Origin of the sequence: Solibacillus sp. FSL R5-0449 (genome assembly GCF_037975215.1) — a bacterium.
Lineage (GTDB): Bacteria > Bacillota > Bacilli > Bacillales_A > Planococcaceae > Solibacillus.
Window position 1 is genome coordinate 1,827,446 of record NZ_CP150239.1, and the last position, 19,468, is coordinate 1,846,913.

The 19,468-nt window shown below is 37.6% G+C and carries 23 protein-coding genes, 1 pseudogene and 3 riboswitches; of the genes and pseudogenes, 4 read left to right on the plus strand and 20 right to left on the minus strand.

Annotation, left to right across the window (positions count from 1 at the left end; genetic code table 11):
* Positions 1 to 157: 157 nt before the first annotated feature.
* The 5 genes and pseudogenes from MKY27_RS08895 to ribE (MKY27_RS08915) all read right to left on the minus strand — a co-directional run bounded on the left by MKY27_RS08895 (position 158) and on the right by ribE (MKY27_RS08915) (position 3,524).
* On the minus strand, positions 158 to 1,336 hold the full coding sequence (locus tag MKY27_RS08895) for a DUF2812 domain-containing protein (RefSeq protein ID WP_339194444.1): 1,179 nt from the start codon (positions 1,334 to 1,336) through the stop codon (positions 158 to 160).
* Positions 1,329 to 1,646, minus strand: a complete 318-nt coding sequence (locus tag MKY27_RS08900) for a PadR family transcriptional regulator (RefSeq protein ID WP_339194446.1) — start codon at positions 1,644 to 1,646, stop codon at positions 1,329 to 1,331. The genes MKY27_RS08895 and MKY27_RS08900 overlap by 8 nt, the downstream gene beginning before the upstream one ends.
* Positions 1,647 to 1,780: 134 nt before the next feature.
* A complete protein-coding gene (ribE, locus tag MKY27_RS08905) occupies positions 1,781 to 2,248 on the minus strand; it encodes a 6,7-dimethyl-8-ribityllumazine synthase (RefSeq protein ID WP_339171113.1) in 468 nt (155 codons plus the stop codon).
* A 42-nt stretch (positions 2,249 to 2,290) separates the two neighbouring features.
* Positions 2,291 to 2,875: pseudogene (gene ribB, locus MKY27_RS08910) on the minus strand (3,4-dihydroxy-2-butanone-4-phosphate synthase); the annotation flags it as partial.
* Positions 2,876 to 2,888: 13 nt separating this feature from the next.
* Positions 2,889 to 3,524 carry a riboflavin synthase gene (gene ribE / locus MKY27_RS08915; protein ID WP_339194448.1) on the minus strand — a complete coding sequence of 212 codons (636 nt, stop codon included), beginning with the start codon at positions 3,522 to 3,524 and terminating at the stop codon, positions 2,889 to 2,891.
* Positions 3,525 to 3,645: 121 nt separating this feature from the next.
* Positions 3,646 to 3,780: riboswitch (FMN riboswitch) on the minus strand.
* Positions 3,781 to 3,880: 100 nt separating this feature from the next.
* Positions 3,881 to 4,017: riboswitch (FMN riboswitch) on the minus strand.
* 369 nt (positions 4,018 to 4,386) lie between these two features.
* Here ribE (MKY27_RS08915) and MKY27_RS08920 point away from each other — a divergent pair.
* Together MKY27_RS08920 and MKY27_RS08925 are read left to right on the plus strand one after the other, a co-directional pair.
* Positions 4,387 to 5,070, plus strand: coding sequence for a VC0807 family protein (locus MKY27_RS08920; protein ID WP_339194450.1), 684 nt, complete (start codon positions 4,387 to 4,389; stop codon positions 5,068 to 5,070).
* Positions 5,071 to 5,093: 23 nt separating this feature from the next.
* Entirely contained in the window at positions 5,094 to 5,297 is a 204-nt protein-coding gene (locus tag MKY27_RS08925; protein WP_339194452.1) for a transcription initiation factor TFIIIB, read from the plus strand.
* 78 nt (positions 5,298 to 5,375) lie between these two features.
* Here MKY27_RS08925 and MKY27_RS08930 read toward each other — a convergent pair whose 3' ends face one another.
* The 6 genes from MKY27_RS08930 to MKY27_RS08955 all read right to left on the minus strand — a co-directional run bounded on the left by MKY27_RS08930 (position 5,376) and on the right by MKY27_RS08955 (position 9,926).
* The gene (locus MKY27_RS08930) at positions 5,376 to 5,555 is read right to left on the minus strand and encodes a hypothetical protein (protein WP_339171120.1); all 180 of its coding nucleotides are present in this window, start codon (positions 5,553 to 5,555) and stop codon (positions 5,376 to 5,378) included.
* An 11-nt stretch (positions 5,556 to 5,566) separates the two neighbouring features.
* Complete coding sequence (metE, locus tag MKY27_RS08935; protein WP_339194455.1) at positions 5,567 to 7,837, minus strand: 5-methyltetrahydropteroyltriglutamate--homocysteine S-methyltransferase; 2,271 nt, start codon at positions 7,835 to 7,837, stop codon at positions 5,567 to 5,569.
* A gap of 161 nt (positions 7,838 to 7,998) precedes the next feature.
* A riboswitch (cobalamin riboswitch) is annotated at positions 7,999 to 8,179 on the minus strand.
* A 351-nt stretch (positions 8,180 to 8,530) separates the two neighbouring features.
* Positions 8,531 to 9,142, minus strand: a complete 612-nt coding sequence (locus MKY27_RS08940) for an SCO family protein (RefSeq protein ID WP_339171124.1) — start codon at positions 9,140 to 9,142, stop codon at positions 8,531 to 8,533.
* 106 nt (positions 9,143 to 9,248) lie between these two features.
* Positions 9,249 to 9,389, minus strand: coding sequence for a YvrJ family protein (locus tag MKY27_RS08945; RefSeq protein WP_251687655.1), 141 nt, complete (start codon positions 9,387 to 9,389; stop codon positions 9,249 to 9,251).
* Positions 9,390 to 9,454: 65 nt separating this feature from the next.
* The gene (locus tag MKY27_RS08950; protein WP_339171128.1) at positions 9,455 to 9,676 is read right to left on the minus strand and encodes a DUF2922 domain-containing protein; all 222 of its coding nucleotides are present in this window, start codon (positions 9,674 to 9,676) and stop codon (positions 9,455 to 9,457) included.
* Positions 9,677 to 9,707: 31 nt separating this feature from the next.
* Positions 9,708 to 9,926 carry a DUF1659 domain-containing protein gene (locus tag MKY27_RS08955; protein WP_339171130.1) on the minus strand — a complete coding sequence of 73 codons (219 nt, stop codon included), beginning with the start codon at positions 9,924 to 9,926 and terminating at the stop codon, positions 9,708 to 9,710.
* Positions 9,927 to 10,081: 155 nt separating this feature from the next.
* Between MKY27_RS08955 and MKY27_RS08960 the strand changes: the two genes are divergently transcribed.
* Positions 10,082 to 10,525 (plus strand): DUF2621 domain-containing protein, encoded by a 444-nt coding sequence (locus tag MKY27_RS08960; protein ID WP_339171133.1) that lies wholly within the window; start codon positions 10,082 to 10,084, stop codon positions 10,523 to 10,525.
* A 289-nt stretch (positions 10,526 to 10,814) separates the two neighbouring features.
* Here the strand turns inward: MKY27_RS08960 and MKY27_RS08965 are convergent, their stop codons facing one another.
* From MKY27_RS08965 to MKY27_RS09005, 9 genes are all read right to left on the minus strand, one after another.
* Positions 10,815 to 11,306, minus strand: a complete 492-nt coding sequence (locus tag MKY27_RS08965) for a cytochrome c biogenesis protein CcdC (RefSeq protein WP_339171134.1) — start codon at positions 11,304 to 11,306, stop codon at positions 10,815 to 10,817.
* 128 nt (positions 11,307 to 11,434) lie between these two features.
* Positions 11,435 to 12,145 (minus strand): cytochrome c biogenesis protein CcdA, encoded by a 711-nt coding sequence (locus MKY27_RS08970; RefSeq protein WP_339171136.1) that lies wholly within the window; start codon positions 12,143 to 12,145, stop codon positions 11,435 to 11,437.
* A 224-nt stretch (positions 12,146 to 12,369) separates the two neighbouring features.
* On the minus strand, positions 12,370 to 12,747 hold the full coding sequence (locus MKY27_RS08975; RefSeq protein ID WP_339171137.1) for a hypothetical protein: 378 nt from the start codon (positions 12,745 to 12,747) through the stop codon (positions 12,370 to 12,372).
* A gap of 119 nt (positions 12,748 to 12,866) precedes the next feature.
* Complete coding sequence (locus MKY27_RS08980) at positions 12,867 to 13,493, minus strand: hypothetical protein (RefSeq protein WP_339194457.1); 627 nt, start codon at positions 13,491 to 13,493, stop codon at positions 12,867 to 12,869.
* A 144-nt stretch (positions 13,494 to 13,637) separates the two neighbouring features.
* Positions 13,638 to 14,279, minus strand: coding sequence for a cyclic di-AMP binding protein CbpA (gene cbpA / locus MKY27_RS08985; RefSeq protein ID WP_339194459.1), 642 nt, complete (start codon positions 14,277 to 14,279; stop codon positions 13,638 to 13,640).
* A 93-nt stretch (positions 14,280 to 14,372) separates the two neighbouring features.
* Positions 14,373 to 15,704 (minus strand): dehydrogenase, encoded by a 1,332-nt coding sequence (locus MKY27_RS08990; RefSeq protein ID WP_339194461.1) that lies wholly within the window; start codon positions 15,702 to 15,704, stop codon positions 14,373 to 14,375.
* A gap of 14 nt (positions 15,705 to 15,718) precedes the next feature.
* Positions 15,719 to 16,342 carry a serine protease gene (locus MKY27_RS08995; protein ID WP_339194462.1) on the minus strand — a complete coding sequence of 208 codons (624 nt, stop codon included), beginning with the start codon at positions 16,340 to 16,342 and terminating at the stop codon, positions 15,719 to 15,721.
* Between the two features lie 124 nt (positions 16,343 to 16,466).
* Positions 16,467 to 17,654, minus strand: coding sequence for an NAD(P)/FAD-dependent oxidoreductase (locus MKY27_RS09000; protein ID WP_339171149.1), 1,188 nt, complete (start codon positions 17,652 to 17,654; stop codon positions 16,467 to 16,469).
* A 35-nt stretch (positions 17,655 to 17,689) separates the two neighbouring features.
* Positions 17,690 to 18,118: a DUF1641 domain-containing protein gene (locus MKY27_RS09005; RefSeq protein ID WP_339171152.1), complete on the minus strand. Its 429-nt coding sequence runs from the start codon at positions 18,116 to 18,118 to the stop codon at positions 17,690 to 17,692.
* A 524-nt stretch (positions 18,119 to 18,642) separates the two neighbouring features.
* On the opposite strand from MKY27_RS09005, the gene MKY27_RS09010 reads away from it, so the two are divergent.
* Positions 18,643 to 19,443 carry a M15 family metallopeptidase gene (locus MKY27_RS09010; RefSeq protein ID WP_339194464.1) on the plus strand — a complete coding sequence of 267 codons (801 nt, stop codon included), beginning with the start codon at positions 18,643 to 18,645 and terminating at the stop codon, positions 19,441 to 19,443.
* Positions 19,444 to 19,468 lie beyond the last annotated feature (25 nt).

Sequence of the window (19,468 nt, forward strand, 5' to 3'; positions counted from 1 at the left end):
TCCTTATATACCTGACCTAACCATAGAATAGAAGGGAAAGTTTGTAAATAATTAATTAGGACCAGGAAAGCATTTCAGCACTTCCTGATGCACTAAAAATATTCTCAGCACAAAGGCAACCCTGCCCATGCAGGATTGCCTTTTACACCGCTTGGAACTATCTTTCCGCAAGCAGCACTATTTTCTGAGCTGCATTTTCCACTACTACATCCAGATCTGCATATCCGTAATAACGTATATACATTACCACCTTACCTTTAGAAGCAACTAATTGCTTCCATTCTTCATCCTCGCGCGTAACAAGATGATCAAAGACAGGGTGTTTCCTTTCGATGAAACTTTCCCTCTCATCCCCATACGTATGCCACTCCATCAAGTCAGACAGCAACGGTTTAGCGAATGCCTGAAATGTTAAATTGTATATTTCAGAAGAAACGCTCGGTGAATAGGTTCCGCTTTCTTCCAACCACATTTCGTCCGTCTCGAACTGTACGGGTGCAAAGATACTCCAATTTGTTGTATAACGGTTTGCCCAACCGAATTCATCTGTATAATATTCATCCCTGTTCAGCTGTGGATTTTGTTCGATATCCGCTAAACGGACAAACGGCAAGTTTTCGTCATTCTTTGGAAGTGTAAAGGTATCCATTTTTTTCAGTTGATAAAATGGCATAATTAAGCCGCATACAAGAATAATCCCTATAAAGACAACCGACAATATACCATTTTTCCGCAAACTCTTTTTCCATGGAGCGTGATGATTGATGGCTTTGCCTTCATTTAAACTTTTTTTCAATTCTTTAATCGCCAGCATTGCTTTTACCGCATTAATAACATAGTAAATATAAAGGATCGTGATGGTACTTTGCTGAACGACATATCCTTCAACCAACCGTAAAACAGGCGTTCCATCCAAAAACCACATCGCCAAAAGCATACCTAAAATCAAGGCTACTCCCAGAGAAACCCATACTAAATTAAATACGAGTTTTTTATAAAGCCGCTGTAAAGTAAATGCCTGCTCAGCTGGATCTGTATGAATTTCAGGTGCTTTTTTTTCAGTTGGCGAAGAGAAAACATGAAACCACTGATAGCTTGTAACATACTCCCAGCCGTTTTCCTCGTACAGATCTATTTGCTCATATGTAATTAACTTTTTACCTGTCACTTCAATGCGGTATTCGATTCGCTTCGGTTCACCTTTTTTAAAATGAGCTAAATTGGTTCCCATTTTATGAAGATGGAGTCCTTGTAACGACATATCCGAAAACCAGCTTTCGTGTTCTCCGATTTGCCAGTAGTTGGTTGGTCTGATTTTACGCACTACTTTACCCATCGTTTCCCTCCTCTAATACACTGCTGTCGGAAATTAGAGATTTCAGACGTGCATATTCGTTTCTTAATGCATGCTCACCATCTTCCGTTATTTCATATATTTTTCTGCGGCCATCATCTTTTGACAAAACAATGAGACCGTCTTTTTGCATTCTTGATAGGACACCATATAATGTGCCGGGCCCCATTTTCAAACGGCCTTTTGATACTTCTGTAATGGATTGCATTAGCTGATAACCATGATTAGGACGCATTAATGCCAACAGGACATAATACATTGCTTCCGTCATCGGTCCGCCATTATAAGACATATTCATTCCTCCAACTATTATGTCACGCGATATATCGTATAACATAACAATAAACTACAGGAAATAATTTGTAAACTTGTTATTGAAAGCAAAGAAAAACCACCTCAAATTTTTGGAGTGGCGTTCAATAATCTTTATTTAAACATTTTATTCAAGTTTGCCATTTCAATGGCAGACATTGCGCTGTCATAGCCTTTATTGCCTGCTTTCGTACCAGCACGTTCGATTGCCTGTTCGATATTTTCAGTTGTGACAATGCCGAAAATTACCGGAACGCCTGTATCCAAGCCCGCTTTTGCAATGCCTTTAGCTGCTTCGTTACATACATAATCATAATGTGTTGTAGACCCGCGAATGACTGTACCTAAACCGATAACGGCATCATAGTTATACGTTTCAGCCATTTTTTTTGCTACAAACGGTACTTCAAATGCACCTGGTACCCATGCTGTATCAATATTTGCTTCGTCAACACCATGTCTCTTCAGGCCATCAATTGCTCCGCTTAATAATTTATCATTTATAAATTCATTGAATCGTCCAACGACAATTCCGATTTTCAAATCTGTTCCGACTAATTGTGCTTCAAATGTTTTTCCCATTATAAATTGCTCCTTTTATACCAATACGGTAGTTAATTTTATATATTGAACTAAGTCTTCGATAGTAATAAATTTCAAGTTATGTTTTTGTGCCAGCTTTTTGAGCTGCGGCATGCGGGCCATTGAACCGTCTTCGTTCATAATTTCACAGATGACCGCTACTTCATTCGAACCGCATAGCTTTGCCAGATCGACGCCCGCTTCCGTATGTCCGCGGCGTTCCAACACGCCTCCCTGTTTTGCAATGAGCGGGAACACATGGCCCGGACGATGAAAATGCTCAGGTTTTGTTGCAGGATCCAGTAATGCTAACATTGTTTTAGAACGCTCAAATGCACTTATACCAGTTGTTGTATGGATATGATCGATACTAATCGTAAAAGCCGTTTGATATGTATCGGTATTGCTTTGCACCATCGGATGAAGGGAAAGTCTTTCTGCAATGGCAGAAGAAATCGGTGTACATATTAACCCTCTTCCATGAAGTGCCATGAAATTGATATTTTCCGGTGTAGCAAATTCCCCTAAAACAAGAAAATCCCCTTCATTTTCACGGTTCTCGTCATCTGACACAATAATAATTTCACCGTTTTTCAATGCCTGAATTGCTTCTTCAATCGTATTCATTTATACCACTCCTTTAAAATCCAGTACGTTGCAAAAAGTCCATTGTTAGCGTACTTCCCGTTTGATTTTGCAAATGTTTTTTTACATATTTTCCGATCAGATCTGTTTCAATGTTCACAACATCTCCCGGCTTTTTAAAGCCTAATACGGTCTGCTCATATGTATGAGGGATTAAGGAAATGGTAATGAATGTATCCGTCACGTCAAAAATTGTTAAACTCGTGCCGTCTACTGTAATTGAGCCTTTCTTAATGCATTCTGCAATCAAATGCTTTTCCATTGCCAGGTCAATATAAACGGCATTGGCAACAGGTCTTTTACGTTGTATTGTCGCAATCCCATCAACATGGCCTGAAACAATATGCCCGCCAAAACGACCATTCGCCGACATCGCCCGTTCCAGATTGACAGGCATTCCTGCTGCTAATTGCTGGAGGCTTGTTGCTTTGACCGTTTCTGGCATGACGTCCGCCAAAAATACGGATGACGAGAATTGTTTCACTGTCAGACAGACACCGTTAACGGCAATGCTGTCCCCGAGTTGAACATCCTCTAAAATTTTGCTTGCGCAAATGGCTAGTTCCATCGCTTGTGTGGACTGGCTGATTGTATCAACCGTTCCCAGTTCTTCAATGATTCCTGTAAACATCCTGCTCACCTCTTTTTAAAATTAAAAAAAGAACCCCGATTGATTTCGGAGTTCGATGAGAGCAAAATTGAGCATCATCAAATAAGCTTTTTGAAGTTAATTTTCAAAAAACTGCTGACATTGCTTCCTTCTCCCATCCAGACTATAACTGTCGGCTTTGGACTTGCACCAAATCCTGCACACAAAAGTGGCTCACGGGCTTAGAGGTAAACTCATCACCGTCGATTGGGAATTTCACCCGACCCCGAAGGAAATTATTTTTTTCAATGAAATAAAAAAATCCCGTCACAAAGGCGCGACAGGAAAAGTGTATAGCAAAAAATCACATTTAAAATCAAATTTTTAAAAATGTGTTGCCATTCCTTCTCCCATCCAGACTATAACTGTCGGCTTTGGATTTGCACCAAAATCCTGCACACATAAAGTGGCTCACGGGCTTAGAGTTCAACTCATCACCGTCGATTGGGAATTTCACCCGACCCCGAAGGAAATTATTTTATTTGAAAGTTATTGTAACATAAATAAACTCAAAAGCTAATAGTATTTTTGCACCTACTTACTTTTAGTTTCCCAATCCTTTTATCTCTATTCCCCTCTATGAAATTAAAATTTTGAAACTTTCCTTAGAGGTAATTCGTAGAAGAATATACATAATATTACAATAAAATGAAAGGAGTTATGTGAAAAGCACTGAAGTAGTTCTGCTAATAATAATTAAAGCGTTCTTTAGTTTGCTTATTAGCTTATTTCAAATTATTAAAATACAGTATATAGTGTCGGATAATCTTCAGTAATATAATTCATTTAACACTTTATATACATTATTAAGGGTATTTAAGAATTCAATGTAATGGAGGCTTTTATGGCGAATAATTCACAGTCAAATAAATATTTTATCTTTTTGGAACTACTTTTCTATGCAGTCCTACCTTATGCGATATGGAAGTTTGGGCGGGAGCCATTTGGTGACTATGCCGCGATGCTGCTGTCCACCGTTCCCGGTATAATTTATACAATTTACCGCTTTGCAAAAGATCGGCAGTTTAATGTGACGGGCTTGTTTATTTTAAGCTCGATGCTTATAGGTACTACGGTTGATTTATTGGCAGGCTCAGCGGAGCAAATGATTTGGAATAATGTTTATTTAGGTCTTTTTTACACATTTATCTATGGAATATTATTTATCATTAAAAAGCCTTTTCCTTTGTATGTTGCAATTGATTTTGCCTACTTGCAAGGCTATGCAAGAAAGGACAGCAAAACATTATTTTTCCAAAAAGGAATTTTCGGATGGTTTCAGCTGATTCAGGTTGTGTTCATAATTCGAGGGCTCGTTATGGCAGGAATTACGGTCTTTCTGTTGCGGAAATACGGGATTGACGGCTATGGTGATATGCTAATTTATAAACGAGTGGCAAGTTGGGTATTTTCAGGAATTGTCATGGGGATGTTCTTTTATATTAATGTAATTGTGCAAAAATACACGAATCGAATGCAGGAAAAGCAGGAAGAGAAGCTGACAGAACATGATATTGTTGCCGAGTAATTAATTTCGAAAGGATGATAGAGATGACATCGATCGTCAAAGTAAATGAATGCCCTAAATGTGGCGGTACGGAGTTAGGAAGAGGAAAACATAGCGGGTACAGTGTGATGTCACCTGTTAATAAATTAAGTTTAGGATGCAATATTGAATATATTATTTGTACGGATTGCGGTTTTATTATCGAGGGCTATGTTGTAAAGCCTGAGAAATTTAAAGGGACTTTTTAATAAGATATCACGATTACAAATAGCCCATTGCATATTGCAATGGGCATTGTATTTTCTATTTGTTTATAAAAAATTCTTTCATCCTACTAATTCAGCTTTTACAGAATAATATGCTTTTTGAATCTCCTTTGCATCTGCTGGGTATGTCGCTATCAACTCATTACGTAACTCTTTAAGGCTTTTTGAATAACTTCCTGTAAAGCCATTCATTATAGCTGCCAAAAACACAGGATTGTAATTTCTTTTCATTCGTCTCATAGTAACCGCCCCTAATTCAACTGTTTAAGTCGCTCTTTTGCGGCCACCATATTTTTCAATGATGCAATGGTCTCTTGTTCCGTACGAGTTTTCAGGCCACAATCGGGATTGATCCAAAATTGTTCTTTTGCGATTACTTTTTTACTATTTTCTATAATGGTTGCCATTTCTTCCACAGTTGGAATACGCGGGCTATGAATATCATATACACCTAAGCCAATTCCAAGTCCATATGGTGTTTCTTTTAATACTTTTATCAGCTCACCGTGACTTCGTGACGTTTCAATTGAAATCACATCCGCATCCAATGATTCTATTACATCAATAAAATCGTTAAATTCACAATAACACATATGTGTATGAATCTGGGTCGTTTCACGCACACCGCTTGTCGCTAATTTAAATGCAGCTACACTCGCATCGATATAAGACTTATGCAGACTTTTACGTATTGGCATACCTTCTTTCAAGGCAGGTTCGTCTACTTGAATTATATTGATTCCCGCATTTTCAAGTGCCCTTACTTCTTCTCTCAGTGCCAAACCGATTTGATAAGCTACTTCTGAGCGTGCTAAATCATCTCTTACAAATGACCAGTTCAATATGGTAACGGGTCCCGTCAACATCCCTTTGACCGGCTTTTCCGTAAGTGATTGTGCTGCACTTACTTCCTTTACTGTCATCGGTTCTTTCCATTCAACATCTCCGTAAATAAGTGGCGGTTTTACACAGCGCGATCCGTACGAAACTACCCATCCGTTTTTCGTAAACGCAAAGCCATTTAATTTTTCACCAAAAAATTCGACCATGTCTGTTCGCTCAAATTCCCCATGGACGAGAACATCTAGACCAAGTTCCTCCTGAATCGAAATCCAACGTGCGGTTTCGTTCGCGTTGAATGCTTCATACTCTATTGTTGTAATTTCTCCTTTACGCCATAAACTACGGTTTTTCTTAACTTCTGCGGATTGCGGGAAACTCCCGATTGTTGTTGTAGGATAGTCAGGTAACTGTAAAAAGGCACGTTGTAGCTTACTACGCTTGTTATAGTTCTCTGCTCGTTTAAATGCTTCCGGTGTTAATGCGTTTACTTGTGCATGTATAGCTTCCTTTTGTCTTGATTCATGCAGCGCCAAAGTGCGAATTGCTTTTTCGCTTTCTAAAAAAGCCTTATTATGAGGAAATTCCAGGTGAAGTATCTTCCCTTTAATCATTTGCAGTTCCGTTATTTTTTCATTTGCGAATGCTAAAGCATTTAGCAGCTCTGGCACAATGCCATCCTCTCCCGCTGTTGTAACTGGCACATGCTGAAGGCTACACGAGGTTTGTAGATGTATTGGTGAAAATGGTACATAGGATCGTATTTCCGCGACTAGCGCCAACTGCTTCTGCAACTCGGCTCTCCATATATCCCGACCATTAATAATTCCGGCATATAAAACTTTATCTTTTGGGAAAGCAAATTTTTTTAACGATGCTATATTTTCAATTTTTCCATGAACAAAGTCCAGTCCAAAGCCATCAACAGGCAATTTAATAATTGTTTCATAGTCGGATAACGCTTCAAAATATGTTGTGCAGATCATTTCAACAGTCAGTCCTTTTAATACTTGATGATAGAAATGCTGAACTAATGCAATATCTTCGGAAGTAAGGTCTTTTGTAAGGCTTGGTTCTTCAAGCTGGATCGAAGTTGCACCGCTTGCTTCCAACGACTGAAGCAACTCTTTATACACATTTACCAGCTGCTGAATATAGTGTTGTTTTTGTGCGTCACCTACACCTTTTGTAAGTTTATAAAAGGTAAAAGGACCGATAATAGTCACACGAGGGATTGTGCCGAATGCTTCGATTGCCTCCTGAATATATTGCGCGTAAACATTGTGTTGCAATGCCAGTTGCTGTCCCTCGTATTCCGGTACAATATAGTGATAATTCGTATTGAACCATTTCGTCATTTCACATGCCACCACATTTTCAGCACCGCGCGCCATTGCAAAATACGCTGTTAAATGATGCTGCAGGGAAAGGTGGTCGTATCTAGATGGAATCATATTAAACATAACGGCTAAGTCAAGCATGCGGTCATAATATGTAAAATCTCCTACTGTTAAAATATCCAGCCCCAAATCCTGTTGCTGCTGAAGTTGAGCGATACGTAAGTTTTTCATTTCCTGTTCATAACTTTCCAAAGATAATTGTTCTTTCCAAAATGCCTCTGTTATACGCTTCCATTCACGATTCTGTCCAATATAAGGGTAGCCAATTACTGCTGTTTTCATAAACAATTCCTCCTTAAATTTGTTACATAAAAACCAAAACCCCTCTTTCCAAATGAAAGAGGGGTGTGAATGTTTAAGAGATTGACAAAAGAAACCTTTGTTTTATCAAAGGATGTTGTCTCACTTTCGCACAAAATCACCACCTATTTCCACGTAGGTATTGGCGTGTACTAGTTTCCGGCAGGTCTCCTGGCTCATCATCAACGTTCTTGTGATCCTTCCCATCAATAGACAGTGGTTGAATATCACGAACTCCGATTTACAGTTGCGGGACAGCACCAGACTTTCACTGGTTTCCCTTTTCAGCTTGTTCTCACAAGCACCGTAACTTACACAGTATGTAATTTCGTATACTATATCATAGAATTTGAGTTTTGAAAATTCTTTTTATTTATTGCTTTCTCAATTTCTGGTTTGAACAATTTCGGTTGATGCCATTGTGCTTTTTTTTAGAAGAAATTGATTTATATTAGCACTTCTGCAGGTGATTTTAGAAGAGTTGGCGTACTTTTTAGCTGAACAGGAACTGATTTTGGCGTATCCCGCAACTATATTAGACATTCCGTAACTTATTAGAAAATCAGCGGGTTTATTAGCACATTTAATATTTTATTAGACCAACACCCACTCCACAAAAAAACTTGCGTTAAAAGTTACAGCACTTTTTCCGCAAGTTAATCTATCATTCCACTATTAATTTAAACGTTCATCAATGAGTGCTTCCATATCACTCGCAATCGTTTCATATGGAACACCATCTTCTCCAGTACCATAACCTGAATAGTTTTTTACGGCAATTCCTTTTTCATCCACGAGGAAAAATGTATCGGCGTGGATAACTTGTGAATTCCCTTCAATTGCCTGGACAGGAGTTTTAAATGAGTTTCTGCCAAACTGCTCGATAAATTTTTGATCATATCCTGTCAGCATATGCCATTTTGATTCGTCTACCGGTTTATGACGCGATAAATATTCTGTCAGACGCTCCGGTGTATCATAGTCAGGATCAACTGAAAACGCGACAATTTTATAATCTTCCAGACCTTTTTTTTCAAGGTGGTCCTGCACCCGGGTCATATTCATCGTCATAGGCGAGCAAATCGTTGTACAGCTTGTAAAGATGAACATCGCCAGCCATGGTTCCCCTTTTAGACTTTCCAGTGTCACCTCATCATTCCGGTGATCGGTCATCGTAAACCCGCTAATTTCAAAGTTTGTCGTCGGTTTAAACTGATAATTACTGCAAGCTGTGAGAACGGTTGCTGCCAAGAGCATAAGTGCGAATACTATTTTTTTCGTTTTCATTTCTCTCTCTCCACTCTTTGAACATTACTCTCATCTTACCCAATATTTAGTATATTCTCAATAGTTATTGAAGGAATGGTTGTGTGTCAACATTGTGAAGAACTTTTTAAGCTCTGTCTGCAGGATGATGTAATGATACAAGTGCGGTATGAATCGCTTCAAGCTTTGTTTCTATCCGATACAGTAAATAAAATGATATAAAGATCGGAAATGTTACTTCCTGAAGAATCGCTATCCACTGCTCCATTAATATCCCCTCCTTACATTTGAAAAGCCGGTAAAGCATTACACTTCACCGGCCCGCCCTTGCTATTAGCTGTTCAGTTCGATCGCTGTAACATTACGTTCAACGATGCGCGCTGATTTTTTCACATTGAATAAAAATCCATCCTTCGAAAATACCGCCTGATCAATAATCGTCTGCATCGCAGCGTTCACTTCAGCCTCCGTAAGATTCGGCTTCGGATCATTAATATTGATCGTCATCGTATTTCCTGCAATATTGGCAAATGTTAATTGTAGAACTTGTGCCATACGCTCACCTCCTTTACTTCGTTAATCTTAATTAGTCTGTAATAATATCTTTTTGCGTTTTCACAGATTCGATAAAATCGTAATCTGTTAAGCCGACGATTGTTGTAGCAACTGTGTAGAGCTGTTGTGCAGTTGCATTTCTTTCCAGGTTACGGAATGTGGAACTTTTAATAATCGGCTCGTTAAATTCATCAAGGCCTGTCTGAAAGTATACTGTTAACGTTGCAGTTAAAAATCCGAATTCGTTCATGTTTATCACCTCCTTGCCCTATATATGTCATGTTTTACAGAAAAAAGGGACAAGGACGATGAAAAATTTTACAAAACCTTATATAATAGACATTAATGAGGTATATCACCATTAGTTTAGTAGAAAGAATTTCATAGACAATATTTAGTAGTGAGGTGAACATTGTGGGCTTAGATGGCTGGTTTTTATGGTTTATTTTATTTTGGGTGGTAGTATTGGTTTCGCTTATGGGGATTGGCGGCTTTTTTATGTTCCGCAAGTTTTTGAAGGCTCTGCCGAAACAGGATGGTAAATCGGATCTAGATTGGCAAAACATATACTTAGATAAAACGATTCACCTTTGGGGTGAAGATGAAAAACAATTACTTACCGAGCTTGTCAGTCCTGTACCAGAGCTATTCCGCCAAGTTGCGAAAGAAAAGATCGCCGGTAAAATCGGTGAAATCGCATTGAATGAGCGTGCCTCTAAAATCGACCTGGACTTAATTATTCGCGGCTATATTATTGCTTCACCAAAACGCGACCATAAGTTTTTACGTAAAAAACTTACTGAAATGAAGATTGATACGACGAATTATGACCATTTATTTGAGGCATAGGACAAAAGCGCTAAAGAGCCCGTTCAACTCCGAGTGGGCAAAACGCCACATCCATGTGGCATGCCCCCAATGACTCACATCGTTTGAGCCGCAAGACTAGGAAGGCCCGACGCAAAAGTAAACGGTTCACCACTTTTGCACGGAGGGACTGAAATGACCGAGGAGTTGGCGCTTTAGCCTGGACGGGGACAAAAATTTAGTTTCATGTTATCCACAGCGCGATCGTATATAATTTCCTTAACAGAAAAAGACTGTCTTAAAAGTTTAAAACTTTTAGAGACAGTCTTTTTTATGCAACAATATGCGATTTTTCAAGCTTCTTATATTTAATTAGCATACCGATTCGCCACGGTAAAATCATCGAGAACGCCAAGATAAAGAACATACCGGCAAGTTCACCGACATCGAATGTTTCGGCAAATATTAATTTTAAAATAATACGTAGTACTAATAATCCCACTAATATGAATGGAAATGCTTTAGATTGCTTCATATAAATTGCGCCGTCTCGCACTTCGAACTTCGACGTTAAGATTAATACAGATGAAAATAACAAGCCTAGTGCGGCCGCTTCTACTATTTGAATTGGCGCTACACGAAACTCCTCAAAAATAAACATCAGCGCACCTGTTGACATTGCAAAAGGCGGGATAAGTATTTTTTTCGTGGTTACCGGCTTTTTTTGTGCACGCAGTCTTATGAACATTACGAAAGATCCCATTAGAACTGCCATAATCGTCGAACCAATTAATAAATAGTGAGAAGGTATACTGTCGAACATCATATTCCTCCTCTTGCATGAACAAATGTAAAATTATCGTGTTATCGAGATAATATAATGGATCATGCACACTTTTTCACTTATCTTACTTTCTTTAGTATAGCATGGTCTTAATAAGCATGGAACAGTTAGAATCCTTTAAAACCATCGAAAATCGGCAAGAGAAGATTAATAATGTAAGTCAATCCGTCAAAGAATAATAAAATACCGACCGCGATCATAATATAGCCGCCAACGACTATAATTTTTTGGCTGTGCGTGCGAATCCAATTCATTCGAGAAATGAAGAATGATAATGTAAAGAACGGGATAGCAAAACCTAAGTAATATGCAAGCATATACAACATTGCCGAATCGGGATTCGTTCCGCCAAGCGTAATAATCGCTGCCAATATCGGACCTGTACAAGGTGTCCATCCCGCTGCGAAGGCAAGGCCAATCAGCACTGAACCGAAATAACCGGATGGTCGATTTTTGAACTGAAACTTGCGGTCTTTCATTAAAAAGTCAATCTGCAGAAGGCCGACAATCATTAGACCGAATGCAACAATTAAAATTGCGCCAACTTGACGCAGTAAATCCTGGTACTGGAAGAAGAAATCTTTCGCTAACGAGGTTCCAAATCCGATTGCGATAAATATGATCGAAAATCCAAGCAGGAAAAATAAAGTATGTAAAATTGCGCGTTTTTGCATCATTCCCTTTTCGGCTTTCAGCTCATCGAGTGTCATACCGGTTATGTAGGATAAAAATGCAGGATAGAGCGGTAGCGTACATGGTGAAATAAAACTTAAAAAACCGGCTCCAAAAGCTAAAAGGACATTTAAATCTGTATTCATGCTGCTTCATTCTCCTTAACATTGATACATCCATCGTACCAAATTTCACCATACTTTACTTCCTTTTTTAGATGAATATTTTTTGTCCATGTAATAAGGAAACTGAGAAAGGTTAAAGGGATAAATGTGCGAAAGTGCCGTTGTTAATACCATTGCATATGAAAGGCTCTTCCGGTTGAACTGTGTGGCACTTTAGCACATTTGATATGGGAAGGGAGATTTTACTATCGAATCATATCAATAATAAAAAGACTGGAATAAATAACTGAAGTAAACAACACTACTATTGAAATCGTAATTAGCTGGAACTTGATTGACCAGCGCCATACGCATTCCTTAGGAGCGCTTTTTTTCCATCGTAAAGCTGCCTTAAAATTAATAAACCAGCAATGTAATGTCACAACGATGGAAGGTACTGTGAACAAGGCAATCAACAACAATGATTGCTGGAATACATTCGTCGTATATTTTCCGTAATTAATCATGAAGTACGGGAGTACAAACCAGAATACGGATGTAAATACCAATACGACAGCTGCCAAAAAATGCAGCCATTTATATTCGCTATGTGTTTGCCTGTAATGTTTTAATGCTGCCTGCATGATCATCACCTACTTTTTTCACTTACTATTCCCACTTTTTGTCGAAAATGAAACCGGAAAAATGTAGTAAAATGAAAAAACCTGCCTTTATCATGTCAGATGAAAGGCAGATTTTATTATTATGTTGAAGTTAATTCAAAAACCTCTCTGTTGGAACGTAAATTCCATTCTGGTTCGAACCGTTTCACAATGGCATTTTTCAGTTTGTTCATCGCCTTTTCATTCTCCATAGGATAGATGGCAAAATGAACATCGCTTGTCTGCAAAAGCTTTGTTATATTTGCATTAACATGGCAATGTGTAGACGTTCCATCCCGGTAGCAACCTTTTGCATATATGTTGCCGATATGTTGATTAAAACGCTCTTTAAATGTTCTTGCACACACACCGCAAAATTTCAGTTCATTATTTGCGATGATCGTATAAATGCCTCGTTGTTTCAATAAATCCTCGTCACCACTGACGACAAAACGGGAGTAAGTCAGGTCACCGTAGTTATTCAAAAATTGTCTGTAAGTATGATTCCCTTCTTCTTTTAGGGATTTTATTGCTGCACCGGCCGGCACATTCTTTAAGTGTTTTTGTTCTTCAACAAAGTCATTTAAATGCTCATACTTTTTCTGCTTTGTCAGTTCGCCAAGCGTTTTTTTATCAAAACTCTCAAATAGGTCGCTGATCCCCTGTTCTAGTACAATTATCTCTACTTTAGTAAATTCGATTTTTTCTTCATTTATTTGGATAAACATTCGTGTACTCCTTTCCGGCATACCCCTTTCTATATACTTTTCGATATATATCACCCAAAACCCTCTTATTTACCGTTAATTCTGTATTAGTACACATTTCATAAAAAAAAAGCGATTCGCTCTAATGAACGAATCGCTTTAATACTAAAAGTTTTCTTTATCAAATACTTCCAAATCAATTATACGGGCACCTTGTTTTAAGATGGCGGCTTCCAGCTCGTCCACTGTTGATTGTTTCGCACCTTTTGCCAGAGTAATAACCACTCGGCGCAAATAAGTCGTATCATCATCAAGAGAGAACACACAATGCAGCGGCCATACCTTTTTTACTGCCGTCAGTACTCTGATTAAAATACCGTCCGTGTCCGGCAATGCAATTGTGATCGCACAGCTTCCTGTACGGTAGCCCCACGCTTCTTCCAGCAGCTCAAATACTTTTGAATGAGGTAATATGCCGGCAAAGTTCCCTTTCGTATCTACAACCGCCAAATAAGGCAATTGTTTAATTGAATGGAACACTTCAAAAAAAGAACTGTTTTCGTGTACAAATGCATCCGGTTCTTCAGTAAGTGCTTTAACAGGTGCTTTCGTGTCGCCATCTTTTAACTTATACTCGAGTAACTCGACTTTATAAATATTTCCGACGAATTTTTCACCCGCTTCATCCAATACCGGGATGCATCTATAACCATTGTCATTTAGCTGACCGAGTACGTCTTTAATGGCATCCGTCTCTTTTACAAAACTTACATCTTTCTTCTTTATATATCTTTGTTTCACTAACATGGCACTACCTCCTTGATGTACTACTCTTATTTTAAAGGTAGTCATTCAAATACGAAAGAGATTTTTGAATATTTCGTATTTTACTGTTGATTTCTATTTGTAAATTTCATAATAAATATATGCATATGCTAAATCGAGGCATTTTTGATAGCTCGGTAAATTGTTTTCTTTATTATTTACCGATGCAAAATAGATGGCTTCCAGTACGCTGTCGTTTTTCGGGTAATGTTCCCGGATTTTATAAAATACCTTTGCGCATAACGTATCTGTACATTTTTCCGATAGCTGAATAATATAGCCGATTGTTGATTCATCAACACGGGTGCTTGTAATGATGACCTCTTTCATCTCACTCATCATTTCATCATTGATTAAATGAATAATATCATTTAATTTTTCTTTTTTGTTTTCTACCACTTTACAATCAACTAATACGAGCGTATACCCTGTATCATTTGTTGAGTTTAATAAATATGTACCCGCGAGCTGAAACTGCTGTAATGGCGATATAAAACTTTTGTCCAATTCAAATTCGTTGGTTGTTGACGTTTTAATATATTTTTCCATATAGCGCTTATCTGTTTCAATTTTGCGGTAAAAACGCGCTTGGTACTGCTCCATCTTTTTTAGGAGCGTTTCTTCGTTTATGAGCTTATAAGCTTGGGTAATATATTTATAGCATTCCTGCACCAGATCCTTATGGCTATTAGCTTTCATACAAAGCAGGAGCACCTCATGCAATACTTCTATTGCACATTCATATCGGCCATTTTTAAAAAGAAATTTCCCTCTTAGAACTCGGACATGCAAATCGATACGGGAAAACTTTTCGAACGGGTACTCTTCAAAATAATCATCGAATAATTTTTTCGCATAATCCATTTTCCCCATTTGCAGAGACAATTCAATATGTGTGATAAAACGGACCAGCATGAACTTTTCATCATCAGGGTTTCCCATCTTCAAAAAAACTGCGGGTATCTTGCTGATTTCCCAAAAAATATCTTTAGGTAATTCATCCATTTGTGTTGCGTAATAGTTATTCATCGCGAGTGACAGCAATGAATAATTTTCATCTTCCAATGCCAAACTGCTCGCAAGCCGGTAGTATTTCTTTGCCTGCTCAAAATCAATACTGAAATAATAACAATGTCCTATTACCAAATAGAGACTTGCCAAACAACCTTTTAAATTTTCTTTGAAATATTGTTCAATGTCCAATAGCATTTGCAAAATTTTCGTATTTCTATTCGCTAAAATAAAAGGTTCACTATCAAAACGAAGGAAAGCATTTATGTTTTCGGTATTTCCCTCTTCAATTAATGATTTGAACAATGCTATATAGGCTTCATACTGTACATCGATTGATGTAAATGTTTGTGAACGATAATGGTCAAGCTGTAATGACTTTAGTTGCTTCCCCATTTTATAGCCACCTCCTACTTTTTCAAAGATAACGGTTCGTACAGTTCACGTTTAATAATTGAAAATTGATCCATAAAACGAATGACTTTTTGTTGAGCCTCGTCATACTTTGTATCGTTGGCTGCCAGGAAATCACGTAAACTTTTTATAATTGTTGTTTCGATTTGAACAAGTTTTTTAGGGTAATGTTCGTATTTATAGAAGCGGTCATGAAATAATTGCTTCGAACTGTTTTCAAATTTCATATAGAGATCATATTGTTCTTTTGGTATTGTTTTAAATACTTCCCGGAAATAGTCCAAAAACAGATTGACGGTCATTACAGAGGCCATTAAAGCATTCGTACACGACCCAACCGTTGCTTTTTTCAAACGTTTAAATTTTGAGCTGATTAATACTTCATTCAATATAAAATGGCGAATTAGAAAAATGAGCGCATGCTCCGAATTGATGACCGGCTCTTCATCGAAATAAAAGTAAACCAAAATATCGCTTACACTGTATTTTACAAAAGCAAAATGTGCAAAGTCATGGCGGATTAAATGGAAAAAGTAGTCATAATGTTCGAGCTGTTTAAATTGGTCAATCTGCTGTTCTTTTAGTATAAATAATGAATTCGATGTATCAAAATCTTTCATTCTCACACCTCTTCCACGACATTTACTACCATTATAATAGTTATTTGTTAAAATTTGTTGTTTTTTGCAAAAATAAAAAGACATATCCGAAAGAAAGTGACTTTCGGATATGTCTTGTCGAATATTAATATGCTAGACCAAATAACGCTTTAATATGAGTCATATAGCGGATATTTGAAGCTTCTTTCATTAATGAAGCCGGTAAACCTACTAATTGAGTATTGTTTGCCCCAATTGTCGCAATACCGTCTTTGCGGCCTAAAGAACCTAAAGTACCTGAGTTAGTAAATTTGAATTCTTTTAAGTCAGCACCTTTAATTTGTGCAAAAATGTTGTAACCTGCAGTTTCACCTTGCTGCCATGCTACTTGAGCAGTTGGTGCATAAGTTGGGCGGTCACCCGGGTTTGGAATATGTGCAGACGCATCACCAATAACAAATACTTCAGGGTGTGAAGTAGATTGTAGGAAGTCATTAATCGTTGCTTTACCACGATCTGCAGCTAAACCTGATTCAGCTACTAATGGAAGTGGAGCAACTCCGCCTGTCCATACTAATGTGTTTGCAACGATTGGCTCACGGTCTTTCAGTTGAATAACATTGCCTTCAACACCAGTTACAGGTGTTGATGTAATGAATTCTACACCGCGCTTCGTTAATGACTGTGTTGCACGCTCGATTAAGTTTTCTGGGAATACTGGTAAGATTTTTGGACCTGCTTCAACTAATTTGATTTTAAGATCTTCAAATTTAACACCGTATTTCTCAGCAACTTTAGGGAAATGGTCTACGATTTCACCAACAAGCTCAACACCTGTTAAACCGCCACCACCGATTACGATTGTTGCATCCGCTTCGTCTTTTGTTGTAGCGTATGCTTTAATGCGTGCTTCGATATGCTCGCGGATAGCATTAGCTTCATCAACTGATTTTAATACGAAAGAGTTTTCCTCTAAGCCTGGGATTCCGAAGAAACCAGTTTGGCTACCTAAAGCAACTACTAATGTATCGTATTGTAATGTTTTGCCGTTTGAAAGTACTACATTTTTACTTTCTACGTCAAAGCTGTTTACTTTTGCGATTTCCAAGTTGATGTCATAACCTTTGAAAATCTTTTCAAGTGATAATGAAACAGCACCTTCAGAAATTGTACCGCCAGCTAAACGGTGTAATTCTGTAATGATTTGGTGAGTAGGGAATTGGTTTACGACTGTAATACGCGCTTCGTCTTTATTTAAATATTTACGAGCTGTTTGTGCTGCCAATACACCAGCAAATCCAGCACCTAAAATAACGATTTCTTTAGTTACCATATTAAATATCCTCCAATAAAATTAGATTGTACAAATTATTTCATTTGTTTGCGTTCAGATGCTACTTGTAAAAATGCATTAGCAAAACGTAATGCCCCTTGCACTTGTGGGTCTTTCAACATTTTTAATAAGCCGAATACGCCTACTGTTTCATTGCTTTCTTCAGCACGGTCTTTTGCTTCGATCGCTGTTTGTGCCAATGATTTAGCAGTACCAACAACTGGGCTGGCCATTTCTGTTACAGCAGCAACTGTATCATTTTTTAATGTTTCATCAGTTGCAACACTAGTAGCAAATTCATACGTTTTTGTTAATAATGTAGTCATTTCAGCCAACTTTGGTAAGTTATCTACTAAAGTAGTTAATGAAGCTTGTACCTCTGGCTTTAGTAACTGATCTAAAACATCTAATTGTTCTTGTGTAACAGCCACTTTTTCTACCTGCTGATTATTCATTTCTGACATAATAACTCTCCTTTGCCATCACTTAATATTATTTTTTTCGAAAATTTCATACCCGATTGTAAAAACTTTCACATACCATTCAATAAGCAACGATAGCACAAAGATTCGTTTGTTACAATTAGAAAACGGAAATAAAAGAAGGAAAAACTTAATTTAAGAATATTCTGTAATTTTATTATTTAAAAAAATTTTATTTTTATGTATATGACGTATTTTTATGTATTTTATAATAAAAATTTCCCTTCATTATTTTTAATATTACAAGTATTAAAAAAGTAGATTTTTATTATTCCAAAAGCAAAACTAGGTCTATAAATGATAGAAAACAATAATTCCTCATTAGTTAAAGTGATTCAATTAGAAGCCCCTTTTACCTGTATTGTTTGAAATGGATTCTATTTTTTTAATTCCATCCAAATATCAGCAGCACTACTTATTTTTTATGTTCTTCGGAATATCTCCACAATTTTAACCTTCAAAATTCCGTTTTATTTGCTATGCTTAGATTGAAGGAGCGTTATTTAATGAAAAAGATTATTTTTATACTTATTTTTGCCGTTATTGGCTTTCAATTTTTTGCGACTGAACAAGTTGGTGCTCCCGACTTACCTCAGCAGCTTTCACTAGCATCGTACTCCGTCTCAAACGGGGATCTTGTACTTGTTAACCGGGATATCGCTTTGCAGAATGAACCAAGCAATTTAGCCTCTATTCCAGCTGATATAGCGGATAATGTGATCGTCAATTCAGAGTATTTTCTAGAAGAGCAGGCTATTCCACCCCTCAAGCAATTATTCGATGCTGCTGCAAACGATGGAATCGAGCATTTCATAATTAATAGTGCCTATCGGAGCGGAAAACTTCAGGAACAGCTTTATGAACAATACGGTGCCGATTATGCTCTACCTGCAGGCTACAGTGAACACCAGACGGGCTTATCAATTGATATCGGTTCAACTGTCGGCAAAATGGAAAATGTCACAGAAGGAAAATGGATGGAAGAACATGCAGCGGAGTTCGGCTACATTCTTCGTTACCCTAAACATAAAGTCGACATTACCGGGATAGAGTATGAACCTTGGCATTTCCGATACATAGGCCTGCCCCACAGCGTGATGATGAAGCAGCATGACTTCGTGTTTGAGGAATATATTGCTTATCTCAAAGAAAAGCAATTTTATAAAATGACTTTAGATGATACAACTTATTTCGTGCAGTATACCAACAACAAAACATCCGTTAACACACTTGAATCACAGAACATCAAAGTTTCCGGTAATAATGCCGGGGGATATATTATTACTTCCGTATTGGATGAAACTTGATAGGCTCTCGTTAAAATAAAAAAAA